Origin of the sequence: Citrobacter sp. MGH105 (assembly GCF_001037485.2) — a bacterium.
GTDB classification, from domain to species: Bacteria; Pseudomonadota; Gammaproteobacteria; order Enterobacterales; family Enterobacteriaceae; genus Citrobacter; species Citrobacter portucalensis.
Window position 1 is genome coordinate 1,594,971 of sequence record NZ_CP073048.1, and the last position, 24,224, is coordinate 1,619,194.

General features: G+C 50.6%; 21 protein-coding genes, 1 tRNA gene and 1 pseudogene. 14 read left to right on the forward strand and 9 right to left on the reverse strand.

What is annotated here, in order from left to right; translation table 11 throughout:
• Positions 1-15 precede the first annotated feature (15 nt).
• Together SK35_RS07505 and SK35_RS07510 are read left to right on the forward strand one after the other, a co-directional pair.
• Positions 16-1,128 (forward strand): 1-propanol dehydrogenase PduQ, encoded by a 1,113-nt coding sequence (locus SK35_RS07505; RefSeq protein WP_011787809.1) that lies wholly within the window; start codon positions 16-18, stop codon positions 1,126-1,128.
• Between the two features lie 367 nt (positions 1,129-1,495).
• The gene (locus SK35_RS07510; protein WP_011787829.1) at positions 1,496-2,377 is read left to right on the forward strand and encodes a PocR ligand-binding domain-containing protein; all 882 of its coding nucleotides are present in this window, start codon (positions 1,496-1,498) and stop codon (positions 2,375-2,377) included.
• A 526-nt stretch (positions 2,378-2,903) separates the two neighbouring features.
• Here SK35_RS07510 and SK35_RS07515 read toward each other — a convergent pair.
• The 6 genes and pseudogenes from SK35_RS07515 to SK35_RS07540 all read right to left on the reverse strand — a co-directional run bounded on the left by SK35_RS07515 (position 2,904) and on the right by SK35_RS07540 (position 7,857).
• Positions 2,904-3,935 carry an IS630-like element ISSpu2 family transposase gene (locus SK35_RS07515; RefSeq protein WP_011787828.1) on the reverse strand — a complete coding sequence of 344 codons (1,032 nt, stop codon included), beginning with the start codon at positions 3,933-3,935 and terminating at the stop codon, positions 2,904-2,906.
• Positions 3,936-4,033: 98 nt separating this feature from the next.
• Positions 4,034-4,270: pseudogene (locus tag SK35_RS07520) on the reverse strand (reverse transcriptase); the annotation flags it as partial.
• Positions 4,260-4,799, reverse strand: coding sequence for an SLATT domain-containing protein (locus SK35_RS07525; protein ID WP_045307589.1), 540 nt, complete (start codon positions 4,797-4,799; stop codon positions 4,260-4,262). The pseudogene SK35_RS07520 and the gene SK35_RS07525, both read right to left, overlap by 11 nt.
• Positions 4,800-5,390: 591 nt before the next feature.
• The gene (locus tag SK35_RS07530) at positions 5,391-6,590 is read right to left on the reverse strand and encodes a tyrosine-type recombinase/integrase (RefSeq protein ID WP_007851503.1); all 1,200 of its coding nucleotides are present in this window, start codon (positions 6,588-6,590) and stop codon (positions 5,391-5,393) included.
• A 175-nt stretch (positions 6,591-6,765) separates the two neighbouring features.
• A tRNA-Arg gene (locus tag SK35_RS07535) sits at positions 6,766-6,840 on the reverse strand.
• 75 nt (positions 6,841-6,915) lie between these two features.
• Positions 6,916-7,857, reverse strand: a complete 942-nt coding sequence (locus tag SK35_RS07540) for a formate/nitrite transporter family protein (RefSeq protein WP_048215842.1) — start codon at positions 7,855-7,857, stop codon at positions 6,916-6,918.
• A gap of 288 nt (positions 7,858-8,145) precedes the next feature.
• Here SK35_RS07540 and mlaA point away from each other — a divergent pair, with 288 nt between their 5' ends.
• Positions 8,146-8,901 carry a phospholipid-binding lipoprotein MlaA gene (gene mlaA / locus SK35_RS07545; RefSeq protein WP_003028190.1) on the forward strand — a complete coding sequence of 252 codons (756 nt, stop codon included), beginning with the start codon at positions 8,146-8,148 and terminating at the stop codon, positions 8,899-8,901.
• A 59-nt stretch (positions 8,902-8,960) separates the two neighbouring features.
• Here the strand turns inward: mlaA and fadL are convergent, their stop codons facing one another.
• Positions 8,961-10,292: a long-chain fatty acid transporter FadL gene (gene fadL, locus SK35_RS07550; protein ID WP_048215843.1), complete on the reverse strand. Its 1,332-nt coding sequence runs from the start codon at positions 10,290-10,292 to the stop codon at positions 8,961-8,963.
• A 371-nt stretch (positions 10,293-10,663) separates the two neighbouring features.
• On the opposite strand from fadL, the gene SK35_RS07555 reads away from it, so the two are divergent.
• The 4 genes from SK35_RS07555 to sixA all read left to right on the forward strand — a co-directional run bounded on the left by SK35_RS07555 (position 10,664) and on the right by sixA (position 15,278).
• The gene (locus SK35_RS07555; RefSeq protein ID WP_003834838.1) at positions 10,664-10,948 is read left to right on the forward strand and encodes a YfcZ/YiiS family protein; all 285 of its coding nucleotides are present in this window, start codon (positions 10,664-10,666) and stop codon (positions 10,946-10,948) included.
• A gap of 178 nt (positions 10,949-11,126) precedes the next feature.
• Positions 11,127-12,437, forward strand: coding sequence for an acetyl-CoA C-acyltransferase FadI (fadI, locus tag SK35_RS07560; protein ID WP_008785369.1), 1,311 nt, complete (start codon positions 11,127-11,129; stop codon positions 12,435-12,437).
• Entirely contained in the window at positions 12,437-14,584 is a 2,148-nt protein-coding gene (gene fadJ / locus SK35_RS07565; protein WP_048215844.1) for a fatty acid oxidation complex subunit alpha FadJ, read from the forward strand. Before fadI ends, fadJ begins: the two co-directional genes overlap by 1 nt.
• A 208-nt stretch (positions 14,585-14,792) precedes the next feature.
• A complete protein-coding gene (gene sixA / locus SK35_RS07570) occupies positions 14,793-15,278 on the forward strand; it encodes a phosphohistidine phosphatase SixA (protein ID WP_003028179.1) in 486 nt (161 codons plus the stop codon).
• A 74-nt stretch (positions 15,279-15,352) separates the two neighbouring features.
• Here the strand turns inward: sixA and smrB are convergent, their stop codons facing one another.
• The gene (gene smrB, locus SK35_RS07575; RefSeq protein ID WP_003839296.1) at positions 15,353-15,904 is read right to left on the reverse strand and encodes an endonuclease SmrB; all 552 of its coding nucleotides are present in this window, start codon (positions 15,902-15,904) and stop codon (positions 15,353-15,355) included.
• A 166-nt stretch (positions 15,905-16,070) separates the two neighbouring features.
• Between smrB and prmB the strand changes: the two genes are divergently transcribed.
• From prmB to SK35_RS07605, 6 genes are read left to right on the forward strand one after another with little or no spacing between them, the layout of a single operon-like run.
• Entirely contained in the window at positions 16,071-17,003 is a 933-nt protein-coding gene (gene prmB / locus SK35_RS07580; protein ID WP_003028173.1) for a 50S ribosomal protein L3 N(5)-glutamine methyltransferase, read from the forward strand.
• Positions 17,004-17,042: 39 nt separating this feature from the next.
• The gene (gene aroC / locus SK35_RS07585) at positions 17,043-18,128 is read left to right on the forward strand and encodes a chorismate synthase (protein ID WP_003834825.1); all 1,086 of its coding nucleotides are present in this window, start codon (positions 17,043-17,045) and stop codon (positions 18,126-18,128) included.
• Between the two features lie 3 nt (positions 18,129-18,131).
• The gene (gene mepA, locus SK35_RS07590) at positions 18,132-18,956 is read left to right on the forward strand and encodes a penicillin-insensitive murein endopeptidase (RefSeq protein ID WP_032944099.1); all 825 of its coding nucleotides are present in this window, start codon (positions 18,132-18,134) and stop codon (positions 18,954-18,956) included.
• The gene (locus SK35_RS07595) at positions 18,956-19,765 is read left to right on the forward strand and encodes a sulfite exporter TauE/SafE family protein (RefSeq protein WP_048215845.1); all 810 of its coding nucleotides are present in this window, start codon (positions 18,956-18,958) and stop codon (positions 19,763-19,765) included. Before mepA ends, SK35_RS07595 begins: the two co-directional genes overlap by 1 nt.
• Positions 19,765-20,313, forward strand: a complete 549-nt coding sequence (locus tag SK35_RS07600) for an elongation factor P hydroxylase (protein WP_003834819.1) — start codon at positions 19,765-19,767, stop codon at positions 20,311-20,313. Before SK35_RS07595 ends, SK35_RS07600 begins: the two co-directional genes overlap by 1 nt.
• A 32-nt stretch (positions 20,314-20,345) precedes the next feature.
• Positions 20,346-20,621, forward strand: coding sequence for a YfcL family protein (locus SK35_RS07605; RefSeq protein ID WP_003028163.1), 276 nt, complete (start codon positions 20,346-20,348; stop codon positions 20,619-20,621).
• A gap of 114 nt (positions 20,622-20,735) precedes the next feature.
• On the opposite strand, the gene mnmC is transcribed toward SK35_RS07605, so the two are convergent.
• Complete coding sequence (gene mnmC / locus SK35_RS07610) at positions 20,736-22,736, reverse strand: bifunctional tRNA (5-methylaminomethyl-2-thiouridine)(34)-methyltransferase MnmD/FAD-dependent 5-carboxymethylaminomethyl-2-thiouridine(34) oxidoreductase MnmC (RefSeq protein WP_048215846.1); 2,001 nt, start codon at positions 22,734-22,736, stop codon at positions 20,736-20,738.
• A 159-nt stretch (positions 22,737-22,895) separates the two neighbouring features.
• Between mnmC and fabB the strand changes: the two genes are divergently transcribed.
• A complete protein-coding gene (fabB, locus tag SK35_RS07615; RefSeq protein ID WP_048215847.1) occupies positions 22,896-24,116 on the forward strand; it encodes a beta-ketoacyl-ACP synthase I in 1,221 nt (406 codons plus the stop codon).
• Positions 24,117-24,224 lie beyond the last annotated feature (108 nt).

The window sequence follows — 24,224 nt, forward strand, 5'->3', positions numbered from 1 at the left end:
GTGGAGGATGTGAAGATGTCCCTGTTCACGGTAAAAACGCGGGTATATAGCGGAGCCGACAGTTTAACCTGGCTCAGAACGCTCCACGGTAAAAAGATCTGGATTGTCTGCGATGGTTTTCTGGCTGGCAGCCCCAATCTGAAAATGGTCACCGACAATATCCACGAGGACAACACTGTCGGTCTGTTTAGCGATATCATCCCCGATCCGCCTGTCGCTACAGTGGCGGCTGGTATTGAGGCTATGAGTGCGATACAGCCGGATGTAGTGATCGGTTTCGGCGGTGGGTCGGCACTGGATTCAGCAAAGGCGATAATTTTCTTTGGCCGCAAGCTTGGCATTATGGTTGAGAACTTCGTTGCAATCCCCACTACCAGTGGTACGGGTTCTGAAGTCACCAGCGCCAGTGTTATCAGCGATCCGGCCAGCAGAATAAAATACCCGTTGTTTGATGACAGTCTTTACCCTGATATAGCGCTTCTTGAACCGCGACTGGTGCTAAGCGTACCACCGGCAGTAACAGCCAATACCGGGCTTGACGTACTGACGCATGCACTTGAGGCATATGTGGCCAAAGGCGCAACGGACTTTACTGATGCACTGGCAGAAAAAGCAGCACAACTGGTCATCAGTTTCCTGCCCGTCGTATATCGGGACGGTAATGAACTGGAAGCTCGAACCCGGATGCATAATGCTTCCACGCTGGCCGGTATCGCCTTCAGCCAGGCCGGGCTGGGAATGAACCATGCCATTGCTCATCAACTGGGTGGTCAACTGCACATACCCCATGGACTTGCCAACGCGCTGTTGCTGTGCCACGTGATCCGGTTCAACAGTCGTGATTTAGCCGTTCGTGCAAAATATGCACGGTTAAGTAAACTGTGTGGCCTGGCAAACTTCCAGTCGGCGGATGAGTATTGTGTCGCGAGTCTAATCACCCATCTGCACAATCTCATGAAGCAGGTTAATGTCGCAGACAACCTTAGCGCATTAAACATCACTCGCGAACAGGTAACGACTGCTGAAAATGCCATGATTACAGCCGCTTTACAAGATGCCTGTCTATCCACCAATCCGGTAACCGTATCGGATACGGATATACGTGCTATTCTTAGAGCGATTATATAGAGTCAGGATCAGAAAATTTAAGCCGGAAAAAACTGTTAAGTTACGTGATTTTTTCCGGCTTCTTTTTTAATTTTCAATCCCCCGAACATGTTATATAAATCATATCCGTTTCCTGGATACTGGATTACCATTACAGAATAATCCCCTTTAAATCAATCCAACCAAATGATGGTCATTCAATGAAAATGACTCAGATCAAGAAATTAATACTTTAAAGCTCAGGCAAGAAAATGTGATGTAGCACAATTTACAACGATTTTAAAAAGAGTATAATTTTCATATGATATAGTCACGAATGTAATGGATTTATCTTTGTGAAAAACCAAGAATAACTAACGGATTACAACTTTTATTGCCAGGTAAAAAAATGAGAAACGCCCACGATATACTTGACAATATTGTATATGATTTTGCCAATGCCACAGGTCTGGGTTCTGTTGCCGTAGATCTGAATGGCAAAGAGATATCCCCATGGTATAATTTTACTTCTTTCTGCCAGCAGGTCAGGCAAATCGCAGCTTACCATCCCTATTGCCAACAATGCGATCGCTGTGGTGGTTTTGAAAGTACGAAAGCAAAACAGATTCAATGTTATCGCTGTCACGCAGGACTCGTAGATTTTTCCATTCCTATTTTCATTAACGGTAATCTGACAGGGTTTGTTTCTTGTGGACAAGCACGTGTTGCAGAAAACTTACCATTACCAAAAATAGTGGAAAACGATAAAAACTTACCAACAGAATCAAAACTTATCGAACTATATCATGAGGTGCCTGAACTGAGCCTGATGAAAATAAAGTCTGCTGCACAGCTCCTGAACCTTATTATAGAGAACTACCTTAGTAAGGAATATAATTTACGTATAGTAAAAAATGTCAGTCCTGTTAAAAATCAGAAACTGGAGACATTGGGTCGACATCAGGCAACAATGGAAATGATACTCAATCACATAAATCAGAATTTCTCTGACAATCTCAATCTTGAACAAATGGCCAGCAAAGCCAACCTGAGTATGTTTTATTTTTCCAGAACGTTTAAGGAGTTGACAGGCACAGGCTTCACTGCTTATTTAATAAATAAAAGAATGACGGAAGCTCATTGTCTCCTTGAACAAACAAACTGGAGCATTGAAAAAATAGCACGAAGTGTCGGTTATAATGATGTCCATTATTTTTCCCGTCTCTTTAAGAAAACGTTCAATAGGTCTCCATCAGAATTCCGAAATCATTCTTCAGGCTTTTCCATGTAAATATCTCGCTTAATCTGTCCATTCACTTTTGAGATCTTCCAACATGTTAATTATGTCTCCTGAGGATATGATTCACCGAATATCAGCTCAGCCCCTCCACCTACCCTAAGTACTTCACTCCCAGTACACCGCATTTCCGTTCAGTTACTTTTGGAAGTTCAAAAGCAACAGGGATGTGAGGAACTCATCCATAACATTCTTAACTCCGATGAAACGATACTTCAGAACCAGAAAAAGACTCAGAAACATGCTGATACTGAATAGACAGTACGACCATGCTTGCGCTTGCGAATCTGCCCACCTACTGCCTGTTCCATTACTTAACATCCCCAGATGGAAGATGTTACTATCGAAACCAGCCGGACGGGGCATTCCTGTCAACCGGGGGCGGTTTGTTTTTGATGTCCCGTTTCGGCTCTGTCAGTTTCAATTTATCGGGTTCCTGTGTTGATCATCCACTATCAGAAGAAATGATTAATCTGTAGCAAGTATCGTGGCTTGTCCTAAATAACTGATCCTAATACCGCTACACTTTAGCCAGCCCGTGTTTTCCACCGGGGAATGGGCTGACGGTATCCATAAAGTGATGAACCTTTTTCAACAGTTGCCACATTGAACGGCACTGGTGATTTCGGGTTATTGTCTCATGAAGCGCCTGCCACAACCGTTCGACATGATTGACCCATGGCGAGTAAACCGGCTGATAAATGACCCTGAACTTCTGGTTTGCTTTCAGCCAGCGCAACGTTTCACGGCTTTTGTGGATAATGTAGTTATCGACAATGAGCGTAATCGTTTTTGCCCGCCGGTATGTCGCCTTAAGATGTTTTAACAGTCTGATAAATAAAGATGAACCTTTACTGTTTCCACCTACGTAGCTGACTTTTCCCGTACCGCTGTGCAGCGCACCGGCAAGATAGTACTTTTCATTCTGGCCCGGTGTGACAACACGTTTTTGCTGCCCGCGTAACTGCCAGTCAGCACCGATTTTCGGGTTGAGATGAATATCCACTTCATCTTCGGAAAACACGGGATTTTCCGCACTGCATTTCGCCAGTGCTTCATGGATAGCGACCATTTTTTCTTCTTTGTGTGGGTCACGGATACGCAGTGTCGGCGCTGCTCTGCGCCATACCAGCCCGGCAGCAGGTAACCATCTCCGGATGGTTGAGGCATGTAGCGGACAACCGGTGACATCACGGATTTTTATCGCCAGCAGTTCGGTACTCCAGCGGGAACGCTGATAACCGAAATCGCCGGGAGAATGCTTCACAAGCTCACGCAGCAATGCGCAAATATGTTCGAACGGCCAGCGCCTGCCACGTCCTGACGGTAATGACTTCAGGCCTTCAGCACCAGACAGAGTGAACCAGTTAATCCAGCGACCAATCGATGAGCGGGCACAGCAGAGTGTTCTGGCCACATGACTGACGCGCTCTCCCCGGTGCAACATCAGCATGGCGGTCAGTCTGCGGGCATAATTTTTATCACGCGTTTTATGGATAGCTTTCTGCATCAGGCGTCGTTCGTCACGGGGAATTGGTGCTATGATCGGCATCGCTCAGTCCGGTTGGTGATTTGGGATATTCAGCGATTGATCAGATCGCACAATTCGGGCTGAGTTCCCTCAAAGTGATCTACTATTCCGAACAGTTATTTAGGGTTAGAGTTAGCCCCTTTAGATATTAACTTTTCTTTGTAGGCTGTGAATTTGTAATTACCAGAGTGAACTTTTTTAGAGATAAATTTTATTTCGTTTTTTATTGTTAAGTCGAGTTTAGATGGGCGGACTCGGTCGATGCCAATGGCACCGGAATCTTTTATTTTTTCCTTATATACTTTAAGGAGATTTCTTTCTGAAAAAGATTTTTTAAATATTCTGCTAGCAGTCATAGTCTATCCAAACAAATATGATCGGGAGTAGATAAAATGAATAAGTAAATATTAACCGCTTTATTTTCCAAAATAGGACTGTTCGTTTTTCTTTATTGGTAGGGATTCTTGTTGTTAGTCCTAACTGGGCTACACGTGCCGCTTTATCATCTATATCAAGATGATTTTCAACTTCATCGAGCAATTCATGATATTTTTTTCGTTGTTCAGGCGTTAATCGTTGCTCAGTGGTAGTATCAGAATAAAGCCGCTGTAGTGCAAGATAATTCCTCCTCATGGATATTGACCTGCCGCGGAAGTCCAGATTTGAGACTACAAGTGAAATGCCTAGTAAGGCCACCGAAAGTATTGCGGCAAGAATATCGGTATTGTCCCCGAGTATTTTTGGAAATCGTAATGTTATGATTGAAAGCACTGCACTAAATAAGGCATACCAAACGAGGATAAACTGAGAGTGTTTTTCAAGCCACTCCAGGCGATGATGTGCATTAATACGTGCTTTATATGTAAACCAGATATTGTCCCGCATGAAAACTCCCTTTTATTTTTGGGATATGGAAGGGGCAGGAAAGATTGGAACCGTTGAACACCCTGCAAGCAGGATCAGTGAGCCTAAGCTCAACAGCTAAATATCGCTGTTCATTATCAGAGCCGCCCTTACAAAAAGCAAGAGGAAGAACCTGCCCCGTCCTTTTGGAGTATGACAACTTCATAAGATTAAAGTCAAGCACATGGCCTATGATACACAGTAGGTAAACTTACGTTATCGAAGGACTTGTCCTTTACCGTCATTTAGCTGGCAGGCCAGCCACCAATGATACGCATAGGCAAAGTTAGCAACGTCGGCTTCACGCACACACCAGCCCCTCCACCTTCCAGAACTCAACCTCTTCTAACGACTCACATTACTCTAAACCGTATACCGCTTTAAATCGAACTTCCGATATACGGATCAGTATCCGGCATCATGCGATATACCAACAGATACCATCAGACATTAGGAGAACAAAAAAAGAACAGCCACCAAGATATCCAATTGATTTAAGACAAAAAAAAGCCACCCTCAGGTGACTTAGTTTTTGCATATGGTGCCGAAGGCCGAACTCGAATCGGCTCTTCATTAACTAACTCTGGCAACGTTTCCATCCAATCGCAATCCATCCAAATAGTCCCCATACCACTGCATCATCTCTTTCCTCCCTTCAAGATACTGCGCATGGTTATAGGTCCCGCGAATCGCGTTCTTGTCCACATGCGCGAGCTGGGTCTCAATCCAAGCAGTGTTGAATCCTTCCTCATGCAAGATTGTGCTCATGGTGTGACGAAAACCATGTCCGGTTGCTCTCTTATCGTAACCAATCCTTTTAATAACCATATTGATGCTGGCTTCGCTCATTGGTTTATTAACATCGTTTCGACCTGCAAAGATAAACTGGTAAGTACCGGTCAATTGCTTTAGTTGCCGAAGTGCTGCTAAGGATTGAGCAGAAAGGGGCACTATGTGGGGTCGCCTCATCTTCATTCTACTTTTCGGTATTTCCCAGATATGGTTTTCGAAGTCGATTTCACTCCATTCTGCCATACGTAATTCGACGGTTCGTAAGCCCGTAAGCATGAGTAGTCGGGTCGCCAGAAGCGTTACTAGACTGCCGGTGTATTGTGAAAGCTTTTGTAAAAACTCGGGTAGCTCAGCAGCAGTAAGAAAGGGATAATGTTGTTTCTCGTACCCCTGTAAAGCACTACCAAGATCAGCCGCAGGGTTGTACTCGGCTCGGCCAGTAACAATAGCGTAACGGAACACTTCGCTACAACGTTGGCGCACTTTACTGGCAAGCTCCGGCGCACCTCGCTTTTCCATACGCTGCAATACAGACAGAAGCTCCAGTGGCTTTATCTCATTAACCGGCTGCGATCCAACAAAGGGAAATACATTGTTTTTGAAGGCCCGGTTAACATAGTCAGCGTAGTTTTTTGACCAGCCAGAAACTTTTGCGTTGTACCACTCAACCGCTATCGCTTCAAAAGTATTCGTAACCGATAGTTTTTGGGCAAGTAGTTCGGCTTTTTTAACTTCACCGGGATCTTTATCATTTGCCAATGTTTTTCTCGCTTCATCGCGCTTAGTGCGGGCTTCCGCAAGTGAGATGTCAGGATAGGTTCCGAACGAGAGTTTTTTCTCTTTACCGGCAAATCGATACTTCATTCGCCAGTACTTTGAACCGTTAGTATTGACCATGAGATAGAGCCCTCCGCCATCAGCGAGTTTATAGGCTTTATCTCTGGGCTTTGCAGTCTCGACCTGACGAGCATTCAGTGGCATTTGGGGGCCTCATTTTCCGTTGAACAGGATAAGCCCCCACTTAGGCCCCCAAACGTTTATTGATTCACGTAGATATGGGTAGACTTCAGTTGACGTCGCATAGCCTGAGAAGAGGGGTTATGGCTGATTATAAAAGGTTTTTATTGAATTCGGTAGACATCAGGAGAGTTATATCTGGTGTCCCCTGCAGGAATCGAACCTGCAACTAGCCCTTAGGAGGGGCTCGTTATATCCATTTAACTAAGGGGACGAAGCGGCACGAGTATAGCGTTTTTTACTCACAACGGTAAGTCTCAGGCCGCCCGACTGCTCAAACAGTCACCATTCAGGCCTGTTTTTTCTGGTTTTTCTGCGTTTGCTCATCACGCTTTGCTTGCAACCGGGCTTCTTCCTTACGTTTGTTGCTCATATCATTGCGGATCTGCGCATGGCTCATCAGCGCGAAAATAAATGTTCCGCCACAGATATTCCCGGCGAGCGTTGGTAGCGCGAAGGGCCAGAAAAAATCACTCCAGTGTAAAGTGCCATTAAAAACCAGATAGAGAATTTCCACCGAGCCGACGACGATATGCGTGGTATCGCCTAACGCAATCAGCCAGGTCATCAGAATAATGACCACTATTTTTGCTGCTCCGGCGGCGGGGAACATCCACACCATCGTGGCAATTAACCAGCCAGAAATGATGGCGTTGGAGAACATCTCTGTTGGCGTATTTTTCATCACATCCATACCAATTTTGACAAAAGCATCACGGGTCTCTTCATCAAAAATCGGCATATGTTCAAACGCCCATGCTGCAACCCCGGTGCCAATAATATTACCCAGCAGTACCACGCTCCACAGGCGCATCAACAGGCCAAAATTGCCGAGGGTAGGGTTTTGCATCACCGGAAGTACGGCGGTGACGGTATTTTCGGTAAAGAGTTGCTGGCGGGCCATAATGACAATAATAAAACCGAAGGTATAACCGAGGTTCTCGAGTAAAAATCCCCCTGGCACGCCTTCCAGCTGTACGTGAAAAATCCCTTTAGCCAGTAGCGAGGCGCCCATCGACAGTCCTGCTGCGATGGCTGACCACAGTAGGGCCATCGCGTCGCGCTCCATCTCTTTCTCCCCATCCTGGCGAATATGTTCATGGATTGCCATGGCGCGGGAGGGGAGTCTGTCCTCATCAAGCTCTATCTTTTTCCCTGTTAGCTTTTCATCGCTTTCCACCTCGAGTTCGTCGCTGTGTCGATCAATTTTATCTTTCTTGATGTCATTCATGGCCGAATCCTGAATAAGCACGTATTGCTAAAGCGTAGCGGCTTTTGTCTGAAAATCAGCGGGAGAAAGTCTGAGATAGCAAAAATAGTAACGTTTGTTTTTATCGGGTTAGTTAGAATAGAACCGCCGCGGAGTGCGCATTACCAGGCTATGATCAAATCAGTAAGACAGGGTATATAGACATCATTTGACGTGCTGTTACAATCGCTCACATCTAAGCAGGCGGATACGTCATCGTTCCGTCATGGATGGCAATCAGCGATAGCCATAAAACACAGGGAGACACTTATGAAGCTTCGCCTGTCGGCGCTTGCGCTGGGAACCACACTTTTGGTGGGGTGTGCGAGCTCCGGTACTGAACAGCAGGGGCGTTCGGACCCATTTGAAGGGTTCAACCGTACCATGTACAACTTCAACTTTAATGTTTTAGATCCATACGTTGTAAGACCCGTAGCTGTTGCCTGGCGTGACTATGTTCCGCAGCCGGCGCGTAATGGTTTAAGCAACTTTACGGGGAACCTTGAAGAGCCGGCCGTCATGGTCAACTATTTCCTGCAAGGCGATCCTTATCAGGGGATGGTGCACTTTACCCGTTTCTTCCTGAATACCCTGTTAGGTATGGGCGGCTTTATCGATGTGGCAGGTATGGCTAATCCGAAGTTGCAGCGCGTTGAACCACACCGCTTTGGCAGTACGTTAGGCCACTATGATGTTGGTTACGGGCCGTATATGCAGCTTCCGTTCTACGGTAGTTTCACGCTGCGTGATGACGGCGGCGATATGGTCGATACGCTGTATCCGGTACTGTCCTGGCTGACCTGGCCGTTGTCGATAGGCAAATGGACGGTTGAAGGGATTGAAACTCGTGCGCAATTGCTCGACTCTGATGGTCTGCTGCGTCAGTCTTCCGATCCTTACATCATGGTGCGTGAAGCTTACTTCCAGCGTCATGACTTTATTGCGAACGGCGGGAAACTCAAACCAGAAGAAAACCCGAACGCGAAAGATATTCAGGATGATTTAAAAGAGATCGATTCTGAGTAAGGAATTGGGCAAATAAAAAGGTGAGCTAAAAAGCTCACCTTTTTTACGTCTGAAGAAAATCAGAATGCGTAGTTCAAGTTCATACCGTACAACCAGGCTTTCCCTTCAGATTCAAAGGAGTATGGGCCTTCTTCGAATTTCACTTTCTGACCGTGCATATAAGAGATACCAACATCCAACGATGCATCCTTATTAAAGGCGTAGGTTGTACCCGCGCTCAGCCAGAAGCGGTCCTGATCCGGAATAGAGATGGAACGACGGTTTGCCGGAACCGGGCTATCATCAAAGGCGATACCGGTACGGAACGTCCAGGTATCATCATAGTAATAGGTAGTACCGAGCGCGATGCGATAGGAGTCTTTGAAGCCTTCTTCTTTATAGAACAAGGTTTGGCCGTTGTTGCCTTTTGCTTTCAGCTCCTGGAACTGACTCCAGCTGGTATAAGCCATGCTGTAGTGAACCGCCCACTGTGGTGCAACGCGGTTATAACCTGAAAACTCCCACATTTCTGGCAGGTTCAGATCAAGTGAACCATCGATCGTACTGCCGTTGGTTCCTGCTGGCAGGCTCGCGAACACCGGACGCAACTGCGCAGGAATACGGTCCATTGATGGCAGATTGCTGCGGTAATCACCGTTGAAGTCAATTTTTACTTCAGAACGGTAGGTGAAACCGTAGCGGTTATCTTTATCTACTTCATAAAGAAGGCCAGCATTCCAACCGAAGCCCCACTCGTCACCTTTCAGGCGCGCAATCTGTGTATCTGCCGGATATTGCGCGGCCAGTGATGGAGGAATTCTGCCCCCGGAGCCTGCAACGATCTGCTGTGGTAAATCGCCAGCATAGCGTTCAAGCTTCGCTTTTGCATAGACGGCGTTTAAACCGAGACCGAAGCTAAAATGATTGTTCAGGCGATAAGCACCGCTCAGGTTTAGATTGAGCGTTTCCAGATCGGTTTTCCCGCCCATCGAACCAGCTGTGTAATCATTGTTAAACTCCGTAGCCAGGCCGTAGTTAGAGGTGACGGAGGCCCCCCAACCAAACTGATCGTTAATTGGAGCAACAAAATGCACGTTCGGTATCCAGGCTGTTGGGGCGATATTATCCTGGCTGGCGTCATTGCCAATACGCGAGCGACCGGAAATATCTACATCTGGGTCAACGAAAATTGCACCTGCTGAAAAAGTAGGGCGATCGAACATCATAATCAATGCCGGGTTACGACTGGCGTTACCTGCATCATCTGCAATTGCGCCTTCACCCGAATATGCCCGGCCAAGGCCAGAGGAAGAAAATTCGTTTAACTGAAAGCCTGCAGACCAGGCCTGTGTGGAGATAATTGCCACTGCGACTGCGAGAGCAGACTTTGTAAACAGGGTTTTCTGGCTCATGACCATAACCTCATAGATTTATTTTTATACAAACAATGTTACATGCCGTAACAGGAGCGCGAAGTGTAGGGTCTGAGGTACGACTTAGAAATCAGACCAGTGGCGTGAGTATAGGTCGGACCAGCTGGAATGTTGCAAGTATGTTTATAAATATTTTCAAATTTGATCAGAGAAACGCGATCCAGCTGGCAAAATTGCGGGGGTGCGCACTCACCTGTTTGGGCGATTTTTGTTTTAGATCATTTTTAAGTGTGATTTCGGTCACTTATCGCATTTCATACAATTAACGACTGGAGAGGCGAATAATCGGAGCGTAAAATATCCCTATCGTTTATCTGGCACCTCAGGTGCGAATACAGAGGAAATCTACAATGAGTAAATGCAGTGCTGATGAAACCCCGGTTTGCTGCTGTATGGATGTTGGCACCATCATGGACAACTCCGATTGCACCGCGTCCTACAGCCGTGTGTTCGCGAACCGCGCAGAGGCAGAAGAAACGCTGGCCGCTCTGACCGAAAAGGCGCGTGGCGTGGAATCTGAGCCTTGCCAAATCACCTCGACCTTTACTGAAGAGTCAGAAGGTGTGCGTCTGGATATCGACTTTGTTTTTGCCTGTGAAGCTGAAACGCTGATCTTCCAGCTGGGCCTGCGTTAATCTCCCCCTCTGCAAAAGCCCTTGCTATCGGATAGCAAGGGCTTTTTCGTAACTGTCAGTGATTATTCACTGTGTCTTAGCTCCCACTTTCTTTTCTCTCCGCTTGGCTAAATGTAAAAAATTGGTTAAGACTATGATCAGGTCAGACCACTTATTTTATTTTTTACAGGGGAGTGTTATGAGTCAGGCTTTACCGCTGGTTACCCGCCAGGGCGACCGTATTGCCATTGTAAGTGGGTTGCGTACGCCATTTGCTCGTCAGGCTACCGCGTTTCATGGCATTCCCGCCGTTGATTTAGGAAAAATGGTCGTCGGTGAGCTGCTGGCGCGCAGCGAAATACCTGCTGATGTGATTGAGCAACTGGTTTTTGGTCAGGTGGTGCAAATGCCTGAAGCGCCAAATATTGCTCGTGAAATCGTGCTGGGAACCGGCATGAATGTGCATACGGATGCCTATAGCGTAAGCCGAGCCTGCGCGACCAGTTTTCAGGCAGTGGCGAATGTCGCGGAAAGCCTGATGGCGGGGTCTATTCGTGCGGGAATTGCGGGTGGTGCGGACTCCTCGTCAGTCTTGCCTATTGGCGTTAGTAAAAAGCTGGCGCGGGTGCTGGTGGATGTCAATAAGGCCCGGACTACCGGTCAGCGCCTTAAACTCTTTTCCCGACTGCGTTTACGTGACCTGATGCCTGTGCCGCCAGCCGTCGCCGAGTATTCCACCGGTTTGCGTATGGGGGATACGGCTGAGCAAATGGCCAAAACCTATGGTATTACCCGAGAACAGCAGGATGCTCTGGCGCACCGCTCTCATCAGCGTGCCGCTCAGGCGTGGGCTGAAGGAAAGCTGGCAGATGAGGTAATGACTACCTACGCGCCACCGTTTAAAGATCCTTTTTCAGAAGATAACAATATTCGCGGTAACTCTACGCTGGCCGATTACGCCAAACTACGTCCGGCGTTTGACCGCAAGCACGGCACTGTCACCGCAGCAAACAGTACCCCGCTGACGGACGGTGCAGCCGCCGTGATTATGATGACGGAGTCGCGTGCGAAAGAGCTGGGGCTGGTGCCGCTGGGATACCTGCGTAGTTTTGCTTTTACCGCCATCGATGTCTGGCAGGACATGCTGCTAGGACCTGCGTGGTCAACGCCGCTTGCCCTGGAGAGAGCGGGTCTGACGATGGCAGATTTAACGCTGATCGACATGCATGAAGCCTTTGCCGCTCAAACGCTGGCGAATATTCAGTTGCTGGGTAGCGAACGTTTTGCCCGCGACGTGCTGGGCAGAGCACATGCCACTGGCGAAGTTGATGACAGTAAATTTAACGTGCTGGGTGGATCGATTGCCTATGGGCACCCCTTCGCCGCTACCGGTGCGCGCATGATTACCCAAACCCTCCATGAGTTACGACGTCGTGGCGGTGGTTTTGGTTTAGTGACCGCCTGTGCAGCTGGTGGTTTGGGTGCAGCCATGGTTCTGGAGGCGGAATAATGGAAATGGCATCGGCTTTTACACTAAACGTACGTCTGGATAACGTTGCTGTTGTCACCATTGATGTGCCCGGAGAGAAAATGAACACCCTGAAAGCGGAGTTTGCTTCTCAGGTACGGGCCATTCTGAAGCATATCCGCGATAACAAAGCATTGCGCGGCGTGGTGTTTATTTCGGCTAAACCCGATAACTTCATTGCCGGGGCGGATATCAACATGATTGGTAGCTGTCGTAGCGCGCAGGAAGCCGAAACGCTGGCCCGTCAGGGGCAGCAGATGATGGCGGAAATTAATGCCTTGCCGATCCCGGTTATCGCCGCGATTCATGGCGCATGCCTCGGCGGTGGCCTGGAGATGGCGCTGGCGTGCCACAACCGTATTTGTACCGATGATGCTAAAACCGTTCTGGGTTTACCGGAAGTACAACTTGGCTTGTTGCCCGGCTCCGGTGGTACGCAGCGGCTGCCGCGCCTGATTGGCGTCAGTACCGCACTGGATATGATCCTCACCGGAAAACAATTACGCGCAAAACAGGCGCTGAAAGTTGGTTTAGTGGATGAAGTTGTACCGCATTCCATTTTGCTGGAAGCGGCCGTTGAACTGGCTAAACAGGACAGTTCTGTGCATCGAACACTGCCCGTGAGAGAGCGAGTGTTGGCGGGGCCGCTGGGGCGGGCGCTGTTGTTCCGCATGGCCAGTAAAAAGACGGCGCAAAAAACGCAAGGTAACTACCCTGCAACAGAACGTATCCTTGAGGTTATAGAAACCGGGCTAGCGCAAGGCAGCAGTAGCGGTTACGACGCTGAGGCCCGTGCGTTTGGTGAACTGGCGATGACATCCCAGTCTCAGGCGCTACGGCACATCTTTTTTGCCAACACCGATGTGAAAAAAGATCCCGGAAGTGATGCGAAACCTGGCCCGCTAAACAGCGTAGGTATTTTGGGGGGCGGTCTGATGGGCGGGGGTATTGCCTACGTGACGGCCTGTAAAGGCGGCTTGCCTGTGCGCATCAAAGATATAAACGCTAAGGGAATCAACCACGCGCTGAAGTACAGCTGGGATCAGCTTGAAACGAAGGTTCGCCGCCGTCATATCAAAGCCAGCGAACGCGATAAACAACTGGCGCTGATTTCGGGATCAATCGACTACCGTGGCTTTGCGCATCGCGATCTAATTATTGAAGCCGTGTTTGAAGATCTGTCGCTAAAACAACGGATGGTGGCAGAAGTTGAGCAAAATTGCGCACCTCATACCATTTTTGCTTCTAACACCTCATCTTTGCCCATTGGCGATATTGCTGCGAACGCTGCAAGGCCCGAACAAGTGATTGGTTTACACTTTTTTAGTCCGGTGGAAAAAATGCCGTTGGTCGAAGTGATCCCGCATGCCACGACCTCTGAGCAGACAATTGCAACTACCGTTAAGTTAGCGAAAAAACAGGGCAAAACGCCGATAGTGGTCAGAGATAAGGCCGGCTTTTACGTTAACCGCATTTTAGCGCCTTATATTAACGAAGCGATTCGTATGTTGACCGAAGGCGAGCGGGTCGAAACCATAGACGCCGCGCTGGTTAAGTTTGGTTTTCCAGTTGGGCCAATCCAACTTTTGGATGAGGTCGGAATTGATACGGGCACTAAAATTATACCAGTGCTTGAGGCTGCATATGGAGAACGTTTTAGCGCGCCTGCAAATGTTGTTGCTTCAATTTTGAATGACGATCGCAAAGGTAGAAAAAATGGTCGGGGTTTCTATCTTTATGGTGCGAAAGGGCGTAAAAGCAAAAAACAGGTCGACCCTGCAATTTATACGCTTATTGGCGTCCAGGGTCAGGGCCGACTTACCGCTGCGCAGATAGCAGAGCGGTGCGTTATGTTAATGCTCAATGAAGCAGCCCGTTGTTTCGACGAGAAGATAGTCCGCAGCGCACGTGATGGCGACATCGGCGCTGTATTTGGTATTGGTTTTCCGCCATTCCTCGGCGGCCCGTTCCGGTATATGGATTCTCTCGGCGCGGGTGAAGTGGTTGCGGTTCTGCAACGGCTGACCACGCAGTACGGCTCGCGGTTTACACCGTGTGAGCAGTTATTGCAGATGGCGGAACGCAGTGAAAGATTCTGGAATATTGGGGAAACTGACCTGAATTCATGAGGTCAAAGGTAGGATGAATCCGCACTGAATGTATGGGTCGCGCTCAAAATGTAAACAGAGATTGACTATACTTACGCCGTTAAGGTAAAAAACAGCGTTTCATTCGGTGAATGGATAAGGCACAATGCCGGCCACCATATCGTTACCACAGCCAATAGGGGCTGTGAATAAAGGTAGTGGTGATTCTGGTTAACAAAAGCGGTGCAATATGCAAGTTTTTATCATGCGTCACGGCGACGCGGCCCTCGATGCCGCCAGTGATTCGGTTCGTCCCTTAACCTCCTGTGGTTGTGACGAATCTCGCCTGATGGCGAACTGGCTGAAAGGTCAAAAAGTGGATATCGAACGTGTTCTGGTGAGCCCGTTCCTACGAGCCGAACAAACGCTGGATGTGGTGGGGGAGTGTATGAATCTGCCAACCGGTGTTGATGTTTTGCCGGAGCTGACTCCCTGCGGCGATGTCGGTCTGGTCAGCGCCTATTTACAGGCTCTGGCCAATGAAGGTATCGCCACGGCACTGGTTATCTCTCACTTGCCTTTAGTGGGATATCTGGTGTCTGAGCTTTGCCCAGGTGAAACACCGCCGATGTTTACCACATCAGCGATTGCCAGCGTTACGCTTGATGAGAGCGGGAAGGGTACTTTTAACTGGCAGATGAGCCCGTGTAACCTGAAAATGGCAAAAGCGATTTAAACAGGCCGGATAAGGCGCAGCCGCCACCCGGAAAATCAAAGAGCCGCAAATGCGGCTCTTTTTGTTTTTCTGCATCACGGAAGTTCGGGCGGTAGCCACTCTTCCACTTCAATCAGCACCAGCAGGGCGGCGTCGCCACCGTACTCTTTCGGTGCCTGATGAAAGGCCATTACGTGCGGATGCTGGGCCAGCCAGAGCGGCGTCTGCTGTTTCAGAATATGTTTTCCGTGGCCATGCATCACGCAGGCGCAAAATACATGCTCACGGCGACAGGCGGCAATCAGCGCGCCTAACTCTTGTTTGGCCTGTTGCTGGGTCAGCCCATGCAGATCGAGAAACAGCTCCGGAGAGTAATCGCCACGGCGCATTTTCTTCAGCTCGAAATGGCTGACGTCGGCGCGCAGGTATCTTACCGGGCCGTCCGTATTCAGCAGCGGCTGAAACTCATCCGAGAAATAGTGGCTGGCATCAGCCTGCTCCTGTAGCAGTCTTTTAACCGGAACCTCGGCAATTTTTTTACGTGGAGGTCGGTGAACGATGGTGTCCTGTTTAATTTTACGCGTGCCGGTCATCAGCTGGCGAAACAGCGTCTGATCCTCCTCGCTGAGCGATGTTTTCTTTTTCATTCGAGAGTCTCAACTTTTATTTTCCGTTAGTTTAACCCGACTCGGCGGGCATCCGATCGCTTAAAACGCAATTTTCGCGTTCAGGCCCCGTGTGAATGCTGATTTATCGCCGTCTTCGTGGCAAACTAGCCGCCGAAATTAATACGAGCATGCCCTGGAGGAATACGTGGATAAAATTTTCGTCGATGAAGCAGTGAGTGAACTGCATACCATTCAGGACATGTTGCGTTGGGCGGTCAGCCGTTTTAGCGCGGCGAACATCTGGTATGGCCATGGCACGGATAACCCATGGGACGAGGCCGTACAACTGGTGCTGCCGTCACTTTATTTGCCGTTGGATATTCCAGAAGATATGCGTACCGCGCGTCTGACCTCCAGCGAGCGTCATCGTATTGTTGAACGCGTGATTCGCCGCGTCAACGAGCGCATTCCGGTTGCTTATCTGACCAACAAAGCCTGGTTCTGCGGGCATGAGTTTTATGTTGATGAACGCGTGCTGGTTCCGCGTTCACCGATTGGCGAGCTTATCAATAACCGCTTTGCGGGCCTTATTAATGAGCAACCACAGCATATCCTCGATATGTGTACTGGCAGCGGCTGTATTGCCATTGCCTGCGCGTATGCCTTCCCGGAAGCCGAAGTGGATGCGGTGGATATTTCCACTGACGCGCTGGCGGTGACCGAACACAATATTGAAGAACACGGCCTGATTCATCACGTCACGCCGATCCGTTCCGATCTGTTCCGCGATCTGCTGAAAGTCCAGTATGACCTGATTGTGACCAACCCGCCGTATGTCGATGCAGAAGATATGTCCGATCTGCCAAACGAATATCGTCACGAACCTGAACTGGGTCTGGCGTCCGGCAGCGATGGGCTGAAACTTACCCGCCGCATTCTGGGGAACGCCCCGGACTACCTGTCAGATAACGGTATTCTGATTTGTGAAGTCGGAAACAGCATGGTACATCTGATAGAGCAATATCCGGATGTACCGTTCACCTGGCTGGAGTTCGACAACGGCGGTGACGGCGTATTCATGCTGACCAAAGAGCAGTTAGTTGCTGCTCGCGAGCACTTCAGCATTTATAAAGACTAATTACACGCGCACATACACAACACGCATAACGGAGCCGTGATGGCAGGAAATACAATTGGGCAACTCTTTCGCGTAACCACTTTCGGCGAATCACACGGGCTGGCGCTCGGTTGTATTGTCGATGGTGTTCCGCCGGGCATTTCTCTGACAGAAGCTGACCTGCAGCACGATCTCGACAGACGCCGTCCGGGCACATCGCGCTACACTACGCAGCGTCGTGAGCCGGATCAGGTGAAAATCCTCTCCGGGGTGTTCGAGGGCGTTACCACAGGCACCAGCATTGGCCTGCTGATCGAAAATACCGATCAGCGTTCACAGGATTACGGCGCGATTAAGGACGTTTTTCGTCCGGGACACGCCGACTATACCTATGAGCAAAAATATGGCCTGCGCGACTACCGTGGCGGCGGACGTTCATCCGCACGTGAAACGGCGATGCGCGTGGCGGCCGGAGCGATAGCCAAAAAATATCTGGCGGAAAAATTCGGCGTTGAGATCCGCGGCTGCCTGACGCAGATGGGTGATATTCCGCTGGAGATCAAAGACTGGTCCCAGGTGGAACTTAACCCGTTCTTTTGCCCGGACCCGGATAAACTCGAAGCGCTGGACGAACTGATGCGCGGGCTGAAGAAAGAAGGTGACTCAATCGGAGCGAAGGTGACCGTTGTTGCACGCGGTGTACCTGCGGGTCTCGGCGAACCTGTATTCGACCGCCTGGATGCTGACATCGCCCATGCGCTGATGAGCATTAACGCCGTTAAGGGCGTTGAGATTGGCGATGGATTTGACGTTGTTGCGCTGCGCGGCAGTCAGAACCGTGACGAAATCACCAAAGAAGGTTTCCAGAGTAACCATGCGGGCGGCATTCTGGGCGGGATCAGCAGCGGGCAGCAAATCATTGCTCATATGGCGCTGAAACCGACGTCCAGTATTACCGTTCCTGGGCGCACTATTAACCGCTTTGGAGAAGAAGTCGAAATGATCACTAAAGGTCGCCACGATCCGTGCGTAGGGATCCGCGCCGTACCGATCGCCGAGGCGATGCTGGCGATCGTATTGATGGATCACCTGCTGCGTCAGCGGGCGCAAAATGCGGACGTGAAGACCGATATTCCACGCTGGTAAGAGATGAAAAAAACGGCACTTGCGGCGCTGGCTCTGTTTGCCAGTACCGCCTGTCTGGCGGCGACGCCCTGGCAGAAAATTACCCATCCGGTTGCAGGAAGTGCGCAGTCTATCGGCGCGTTTTCCAATGGCTGTATTGTTGGCGCTGATACGCTGCCTGTACAGTCAGAACATTATCAGGTGATGCGTACCGATCAGCGTCGTTACTTTGGCCATCCGGATCTGGTGAGGTTTATCCAGCGTCTGAGTTATCAGGCCAATAGTCAGGGACTGGGCACGGTGTTAATCGGCGATATGGGGATGCCGGCCGGTGGGCGTTTCAATGGCGGTCACGCCAGCCACCAGACGGGACTGGATGTGGATATTTTCCTGCAACTGCCGAAAACGCGCTGGACCCAGTCGCAACTGCTGCGGCCGCAGGCGTTAGATCTGGTCTCACAGGATGGCAAACGTGTTGTGCCGTCACTGTGGAAACCGGAGATTTTCAGCCTGATCAGGCTGGCTGCAAAAGATAATGAAGTAACGCGTATTTTCGTGAATCCGGCGATTAAGCAACAACTTTGCCTGGATGCAGGGACCGACAGGGACTGGTTGCGTAAAGTGCGGCCGTGGTTCCAGCATCGTGCGCATATGCACGTGCGGTTACGTTGCCCTGCCGACAGCCTTGAGTGCGAAGATCAACCGTTACCGCCACCGGGTGACGGCTGTGGCGCAGAGCTGCAAAGCTGGTTCGAACCTCCAAAACCTGGAACCACCAAGCCTGAGAAGAAGACACCGCCGCCGTTGCCGCCTTCCTGCCAGGCGCTACTGGACGAGCATGTACTCTAATGGATCATTTTGCCTCTCTGTTTATGGTGTCGCCACTGCTGTTAGGTGTGCTTTTTTTTGTGGCGATGCTGGCAGGTTTTATTGATTCTCTGGCCGGAGGTGGTGGTCTACTCACCATCCCGGCATTGATGGCGGCCGGGATGCCACCTGCGCAAGCGCTGGCGACCAATAAGCTGCAAGCCTGCGGGGGATCTATCTCTTCCTCCCTCTATTTTATTCGTCGGGGTGTGGTTAATCTGGCGGATCAGAAACTCAATATCTTCATGACCTTTATCGGTTCAATGAGTGGCGCGCTGTTGGTTCAGCACCTGCAGTCAGATGTTCTGCGCCAGATCCTGCCAGTATTGGTTATCTGTATTGGCCTTTACTTTCTGTTGATGCCGAAAATCGGGGAAGAGGATCGACAGCGCCGACTGCACGGTTTGCCTTTCGCGCTGGTGGCCGGGGGCTGCGTCGGCTTTTACGATGGCTTTTTTGGTCCGGCGGCGGGGTCGTTCTACGCGCTGGCTTTTGTCATGCTGTGCGGATACAACCTGGCGAAATCGACGGCCCACGCCAAAGTATTAAATGCCACATCGAATATCGGTGGGTTGTTGCTGTTTGCCCTCGGCGGCAAAGTGATTTGGGCGACAGGTTTTGTGATGCTCATTGGCCAGTTTATTGGCGCACGGATGGGCTCTCGACTGGTACTCAGCAAAGGACAAAAACTCATTCGGCCAATGATCGTTATTGTCTCCGCCGTGATGAGCGCCAAGCTACTTTATGATAATCATGGACAGGAGATTCTCCACTGGCTGGGGATGAACTAATGAATAATACGCATCACTACGAACAGTTAATTGAGATTTTTAACGGCTGCTTTGCCGATGAATTTAATACCCGTCTGATTAAAGGCGACGACGAACCGATCTATCTTCCAGCGGATGCGGAATTACCGTATCACCGTATCGTTTTTGCGCATGGTTATTACGCCAGTGCGTTACACGAAATTTCACACTGGTGCATCGCCGGTAAAGCCCGTCGTGAACTGGTCGATTTCGGTTACTGGTACTGCCCGGACGGACGCGACGCGAAGACACAATGCCAGTTTGAAGATGTGGAAGTGAAGCCGCAGGCGTTTGACTGGTTGTTTTGCATGGCGGCGGGCTACCCGTTTAACGTCAGTTGCGACAATCTGGAAGGAGACTTTGAACCGGATCGCGTGGTATTCCAGCGCCGTGTTCATGCTCAGGTGATGGAGTACCTGGAAAAGGGGATCCCTGAACGTCCGGCGCGTTTCATTAACGCGTTACAGAATTATTATCACACGCCTGAACTTACGGCGGAACAATTCCCGTGGCCCGAAGCGCTCAACTGAAGCCGCTGCCACGTTTACAATGAGGAAATAAGATGATCGCGGAGTTTGAATCACGCATTCTGGCATTAATCGACGATATGGTAGAGCACGCCAGCGATGATGAGTTGTTTGCCAGTGGCTATTTGCGTGGGCACCTGACGCTGGCTGTGGCTGAGCTGGATGCTGGCGAGGACCATTCCGCTGAGGCATTGTACGCCAATGTGACCAGCAGCCTGGAAAAAGCCATCAGCGCAGGCGAACTCTCGCCGCGTGACCAGGCGTTAGTGAAAGAGATGTGGGACACACTGTTCCAGAAGGCAACGCAATAATAATTGCAGTGGATTGTGCCGGATGGCGACGCGAAGGCGTCTTATCCGGCCTACGCGGACGAGGGTTGTAGGCCGGATAAGCGTAGCGCCATCAGGCAATGGCGAGATGGTATCTTATTTCACCGCTTTACCCTTCAATAACTTCCTTACCCACAGACGATTCGGATTCAGCGCTGCCAGCGTGTTGGCATCCATTGGTATGGGTTCATTGCTCATTTGCGATGCCAGAATTTCTGCACACAGCGGGGCAGTACACAGCCCGCGCGAGCCCAGCGCACCCAACATAAATAAATCGGAATTCACCGGGGCGTTTACGGCGTGCTCTTTGTCTTCGGCAAGAGTGGCATACTGGCTGAGCGTGGCGTCATAATCCGCGACGTTGCCAACCATCGGCATGTGATCGCGCGTGGCGCAGCGCACTCCACAACGGGCGGCATTGCCACTAACGTCTACTTCTTTTGCCCATGCGGCATTCGGGAAACAATCTATTAAGCGCTGACGGTTTTGCTGCTGATCGTCCGCACGATACACCGTTTCTTCACTTCCGCGATGATAGCTGGCGCCAATGCAGTGCTGCTGGTTTTGCGGGTTGTGCGGCGTGAGGTAGCCGTCATAGCACAGCACCTGGCGCAGCGCTGAAAGCGAAGGCGTAGTAGGAATGTGACTCACCTGACCGCCTACGGAGTACACTGGTAGCGACTGCGTTTGCTCAACGCCGTTAATGCGATGCCCGTTAGCCAGAACTACAGCAGCGTGAGTGGCGGTTTCGCCACTGGCAAACGTCAATTGCCAGTGTTCTGTCTGGCGAGACAGCGAGGCCAGCGTATGTTGATACCGCGTGCGTAATCCCAGCGTTGCGGCGTAGTCGAATACGGCGGCGGTTAACTGTGCCGGACACAGCCATCCTCCGGCAGGGTACTGAATCCCGCCGCATCCGGTTTCGACGCCGGTCGTTTGTAAAACCTGCTCTGCGTTAACGCTGACGGCGAGCGCATCAGGCAATTCAAGGGACAGCATTTGGTCGATTTTTTGCTGGCTTTTTTCATCCCACGCCAGTTGCGTCACACCGCACCAGTCATGCGCGAACTCAACGGGGAGGGCGTCATACAGTCGACGAGCGAAGGTAAACGCGGTGGGGAAAAAGAGATTAATGGCCGCGTCATGCTTGCTGAGTAGCGGATAAAGCGCGCCCTGGCGATTGCCGGAGGCACCCCCGGCTGGATTATCGTCGGCGCAATAGAGTGTGACCTGCCAACCGCGACGCAGTAACGCCAACGACAGCAATGCGCTGGCAATCCCCCCGCCAATAATGGCGGCTTCGCGTTTATCTGTTCCGGAACGTGTAAACCAGGGAGCCGATGAAGGGAGCGTCAGCGTCTGTTCCATTACGCCACAGAGCATTTCACGTTTGCGACCAAAGCCTTTGCATTTTTGCATCGTAAACCCGGCTTCCTGCAACCCCCGACGCACAAAGCCCGCTGAGGTGAAGGTCGCCAGCGTACCGCCGGGACGAGCCAGACGGGCCATTGCGTTAAACAGCGTTGGCGTCCACATATCCGGATTTTTTGCCGGTGCGAAACCGTCCAGAAACCAGGCGTCCACTTTTTGATTCAGGGAGTCATCGAGCTTACTGGTCAGTTCGTTAATATCGCCAAACCACAGATCCAGCGTGACGCGTCCTTCATCAAGGAGCAGGCGATGGCATCCCGCCAGTGGCAGCGGCCATTGCTCTTGCAGCGCCGTGGCCCACGGGGCAAGTTCTGGCCAGTGCTGATGGGCTAAGGTGAGATCTTCGCGCGTTAGCGGATATTTTTCAAAACTGATGAAATGTAATCTTTCCAGGGTAGCTTCAGGATGGGTATCGCGAAAACCGGTAAATGCCTGCCAGAGCGTCAGGAAGTTAAGTCCGGTGCCAAACCCGCTTTCTGCCACCACGAAGAGGGGACGTGAATGCGCGGGGAATCGCTGGGCGAGATGATTCCCGCCGAGAAAGACGTAACGTGTCTCTTCCAGCCCGTTATCATTAGAAAAATAGACATCGTCAAAATCTCGGGAAACAGGTGTACCCTCAGCGTTGAATTCAAGGTTTGCAGGTTGTATAGCGTATTGTTTCACGTAAGTTACTCGTCTGGCAGGCTGTGCCCCGATCTTAGCGATGAGTGCCTGGCTGCGCAAATTTCCACATTAAATGGCTGATCGGACTTGTTCGGCGTACAAGTGTACGCTATTGTGCCACTCGAAACTTTAAAATAGTGCGACTTACAGAGGTATTGAATGAAACGTGCAGTGATTACTGGCTTGGGCATCGTTTCCAGCATCGGTAATAACCAGCAGGAAGTCCTGGCATCTCTGCGTGAAGGACGTTCAGGGATCACTTTCTCTCAGGAGCTGAAGGACTCCGGCATGCGTAGCCACGTTTGGGGCAACGTAAAACTGGATACCACTGGCCTCATTGACCGCAAAGTAGTGCGCTTTATGAGCGACGCATCCATCTATGCATTCCTTTCTATGGAACAGGCAGTGGCTGATGCCGGCCTTGCAGCAGAAGATTACCAGAACAACCCGCGCGTTGGCCTGATTGCAGGTTCCGGCGGCGGCTCCCCGCGTTTTCAGGTGTTCGGTGCTGACGCAATGCGTAGCCCGCGTGGTCTGAAAGCGGTTGGCCCGTATGTGGTCACCAAAGCGATGGCGTCCGGCGTTTCTGCCTGCCTCGCAACGCCGTTCAAAATTCACGGCGTAAACTACTCTATCAGCTCTGCCTGTGCGACATCCGCGCACTGTATCGGTAACGCGGTAGAACAAATTCAGCTGGGCAAACAGGACATCGTTTTTGCTGGCGGCGGCGAAGAGCTGTGCTGGGAAATGGCGTGTGAATTCGACGCCATGGGCGCGCTGTCTACTAAATACAACGATGCACCGGAAAAAGCTTCCCGTACCTATGACGCAAACCGTGACGGTTTCGTTATCGCAGGCGGCGGCGGTATGGTCGTGGTTGAAGAGCTGGAACACGCGCTGGCACGTGGCGCGCATATCTACGCGGAAATCGTCGGTTACGGCGCAACGTCCGATGGCGCAGACATGGTTGCTCCGTCTGGTGAAGGCGCAGTACGTTGCATGCAAATGGCGATGCACGGTGTAGACACCCCGATCGACTACCTGAACTCTCACGGTACCTCTACCCCGGTAGGCGACGTGAAAGAGCTGGGTGCAATTCGTGAAGTGTTTGGCGACAACAGCCCGGCAATCTCTGCGACTAAAGCCATGACCGGCCACTCCCTGGGCGCAGCTGGCGTACAGGAAGCTATCTACTCTCTGCTGATGCTGGAACACGGCTTTATTGCGCCGAGCATCAACATTGAAGAGCTGGATGAGCAAGCGGCAGGTCTGAACATCGTGACCAAACCGACCGAGCAGGCGCTGACTACCGTGATGTCCAACAGCTTCGGCTTTGGCGGCACTAACGCAACGCTGGTTATGCGTAAGCTGAAAGCATAAGACAGTGTGCCGGATCTTATATCCGGCTCATGCTGTACAGTAAAGGGAGCCGTCAGGCTCCCTTTTTTATATCGTTGACAATCGATCGGGTTTACAGGCAGACTCCAG

Excerpts from the sequence above, each read along its gene's own strand:
- fadJ (WP_048215844.1), top strand. The coding sequence starts at position 12,437 with ATGGAAATGGCATCGGCTTTTACACTAAACGTACGTCTGGATAACGTT.
- SK35_RS07510 (WP_011787829.1), top strand. The coding sequence starts at position 1,496 with ATGAGAAACGCCCACGATATACTTGACAATATTGTATATGATTTTGCC.
- SK35_RS07505 (WP_011787809.1), top strand. The coding sequence starts at position 16 with ATGTCCCTGTTCACGGTAAAAACGCGGGTATATAGCGGAGCCGACAGT.
- fabB (WP_048215847.1), top strand. The coding sequence starts at position 22,896 with ATGAAACGTGCAGTGATTACTGGCTTGGGCATCGTTTCCAGCATCGGT.
- smrB (WP_003839296.1), bottom strand. The coding sequence starts at position 15,904 with ATGAAAAAGAAAACATCGCTCAGCGAGGAGGATCAGACGCTGTTTCGC.
- SK35_RS07530 (WP_007851503.1), bottom strand. The coding sequence starts at position 6,590 with ATGCCACTGAATGCTCGTCAGGTCGAGACTGCAAAGCCCAGAGATAAA.
- fadI (WP_008785369.1), top strand. The coding sequence starts at position 11,127 with ATGAGTCAGGCTTTACCGCTGGTTACCCGCCAGGGCGACCGTATTGCC.
- SK35_RS07605 (WP_003028163.1), top strand. The coding sequence starts at position 20,346 with ATGATCGCGGAGTTTGAATCACGCATTCTGGCATTAATCGACGATATG.
- sixA (WP_003028179.1), top strand. The coding sequence starts at position 14,793 with ATGCAAGTTTTTATCATGCGTCACGGCGACGCGGCCCTCGATGCCGCC.
- fadL (WP_048215843.1), bottom strand. The coding sequence starts at position 10,292 with ATGAGCCAGAAAACCCTGTTTACAAAGTCTGCTCTCGCAGTCGCAGTG.
- SK35_RS07555 (WP_003834838.1), top strand. The coding sequence starts at position 10,664 with ATGAGTAAATGCAGTGCTGATGAAACCCCGGTTTGCTGCTGTATGGAT.
- aroC (WP_003834825.1), top strand. The coding sequence starts at position 17,043 with ATGGCAGGAAATACAATTGGGCAACTCTTTCGCGTAACCACTTTCGGC.
- mepA (WP_032944099.1), top strand. The coding sequence starts at position 18,132 with ATGAAAAAAACGGCACTTGCGGCGCTGGCTCTGTTTGCCAGTACCGCC.
- SK35_RS07595 (WP_048215845.1), top strand. The coding sequence starts at position 18,956 with ATGGATCATTTTGCCTCTCTGTTTATGGTGTCGCCACTGCTGTTAGGT.
- SK35_RS07540 (WP_048215842.1), bottom strand. The coding sequence starts at position 7,857 with ATGAATGACATCAAGAAAGATAAAATTGATCGACACAGCGACGAACTC.
- SK35_RS07600 (WP_003834819.1), top strand. The coding sequence starts at position 19,765 with ATGAATAATACGCATCACTACGAACAGTTAATTGAGATTTTTAACGGC.
- mlaA (WP_003028190.1), top strand. The coding sequence starts at position 8,146 with ATGAAGCTTCGCCTGTCGGCGCTTGCGCTGGGAACCACACTTTTGGTG.
- SK35_RS07525 (WP_045307589.1), bottom strand. The coding sequence starts at position 4,799 with ATGCGGGACAATATCTGGTTTACATATAAAGCACGTATTAATGCACAT.
- SK35_RS07515 (WP_011787828.1), bottom strand. The coding sequence starts at position 3,935 with ATGCCGATCATAGCACCAATTCCCCGTGACGAACGACGCCTGATGCAG.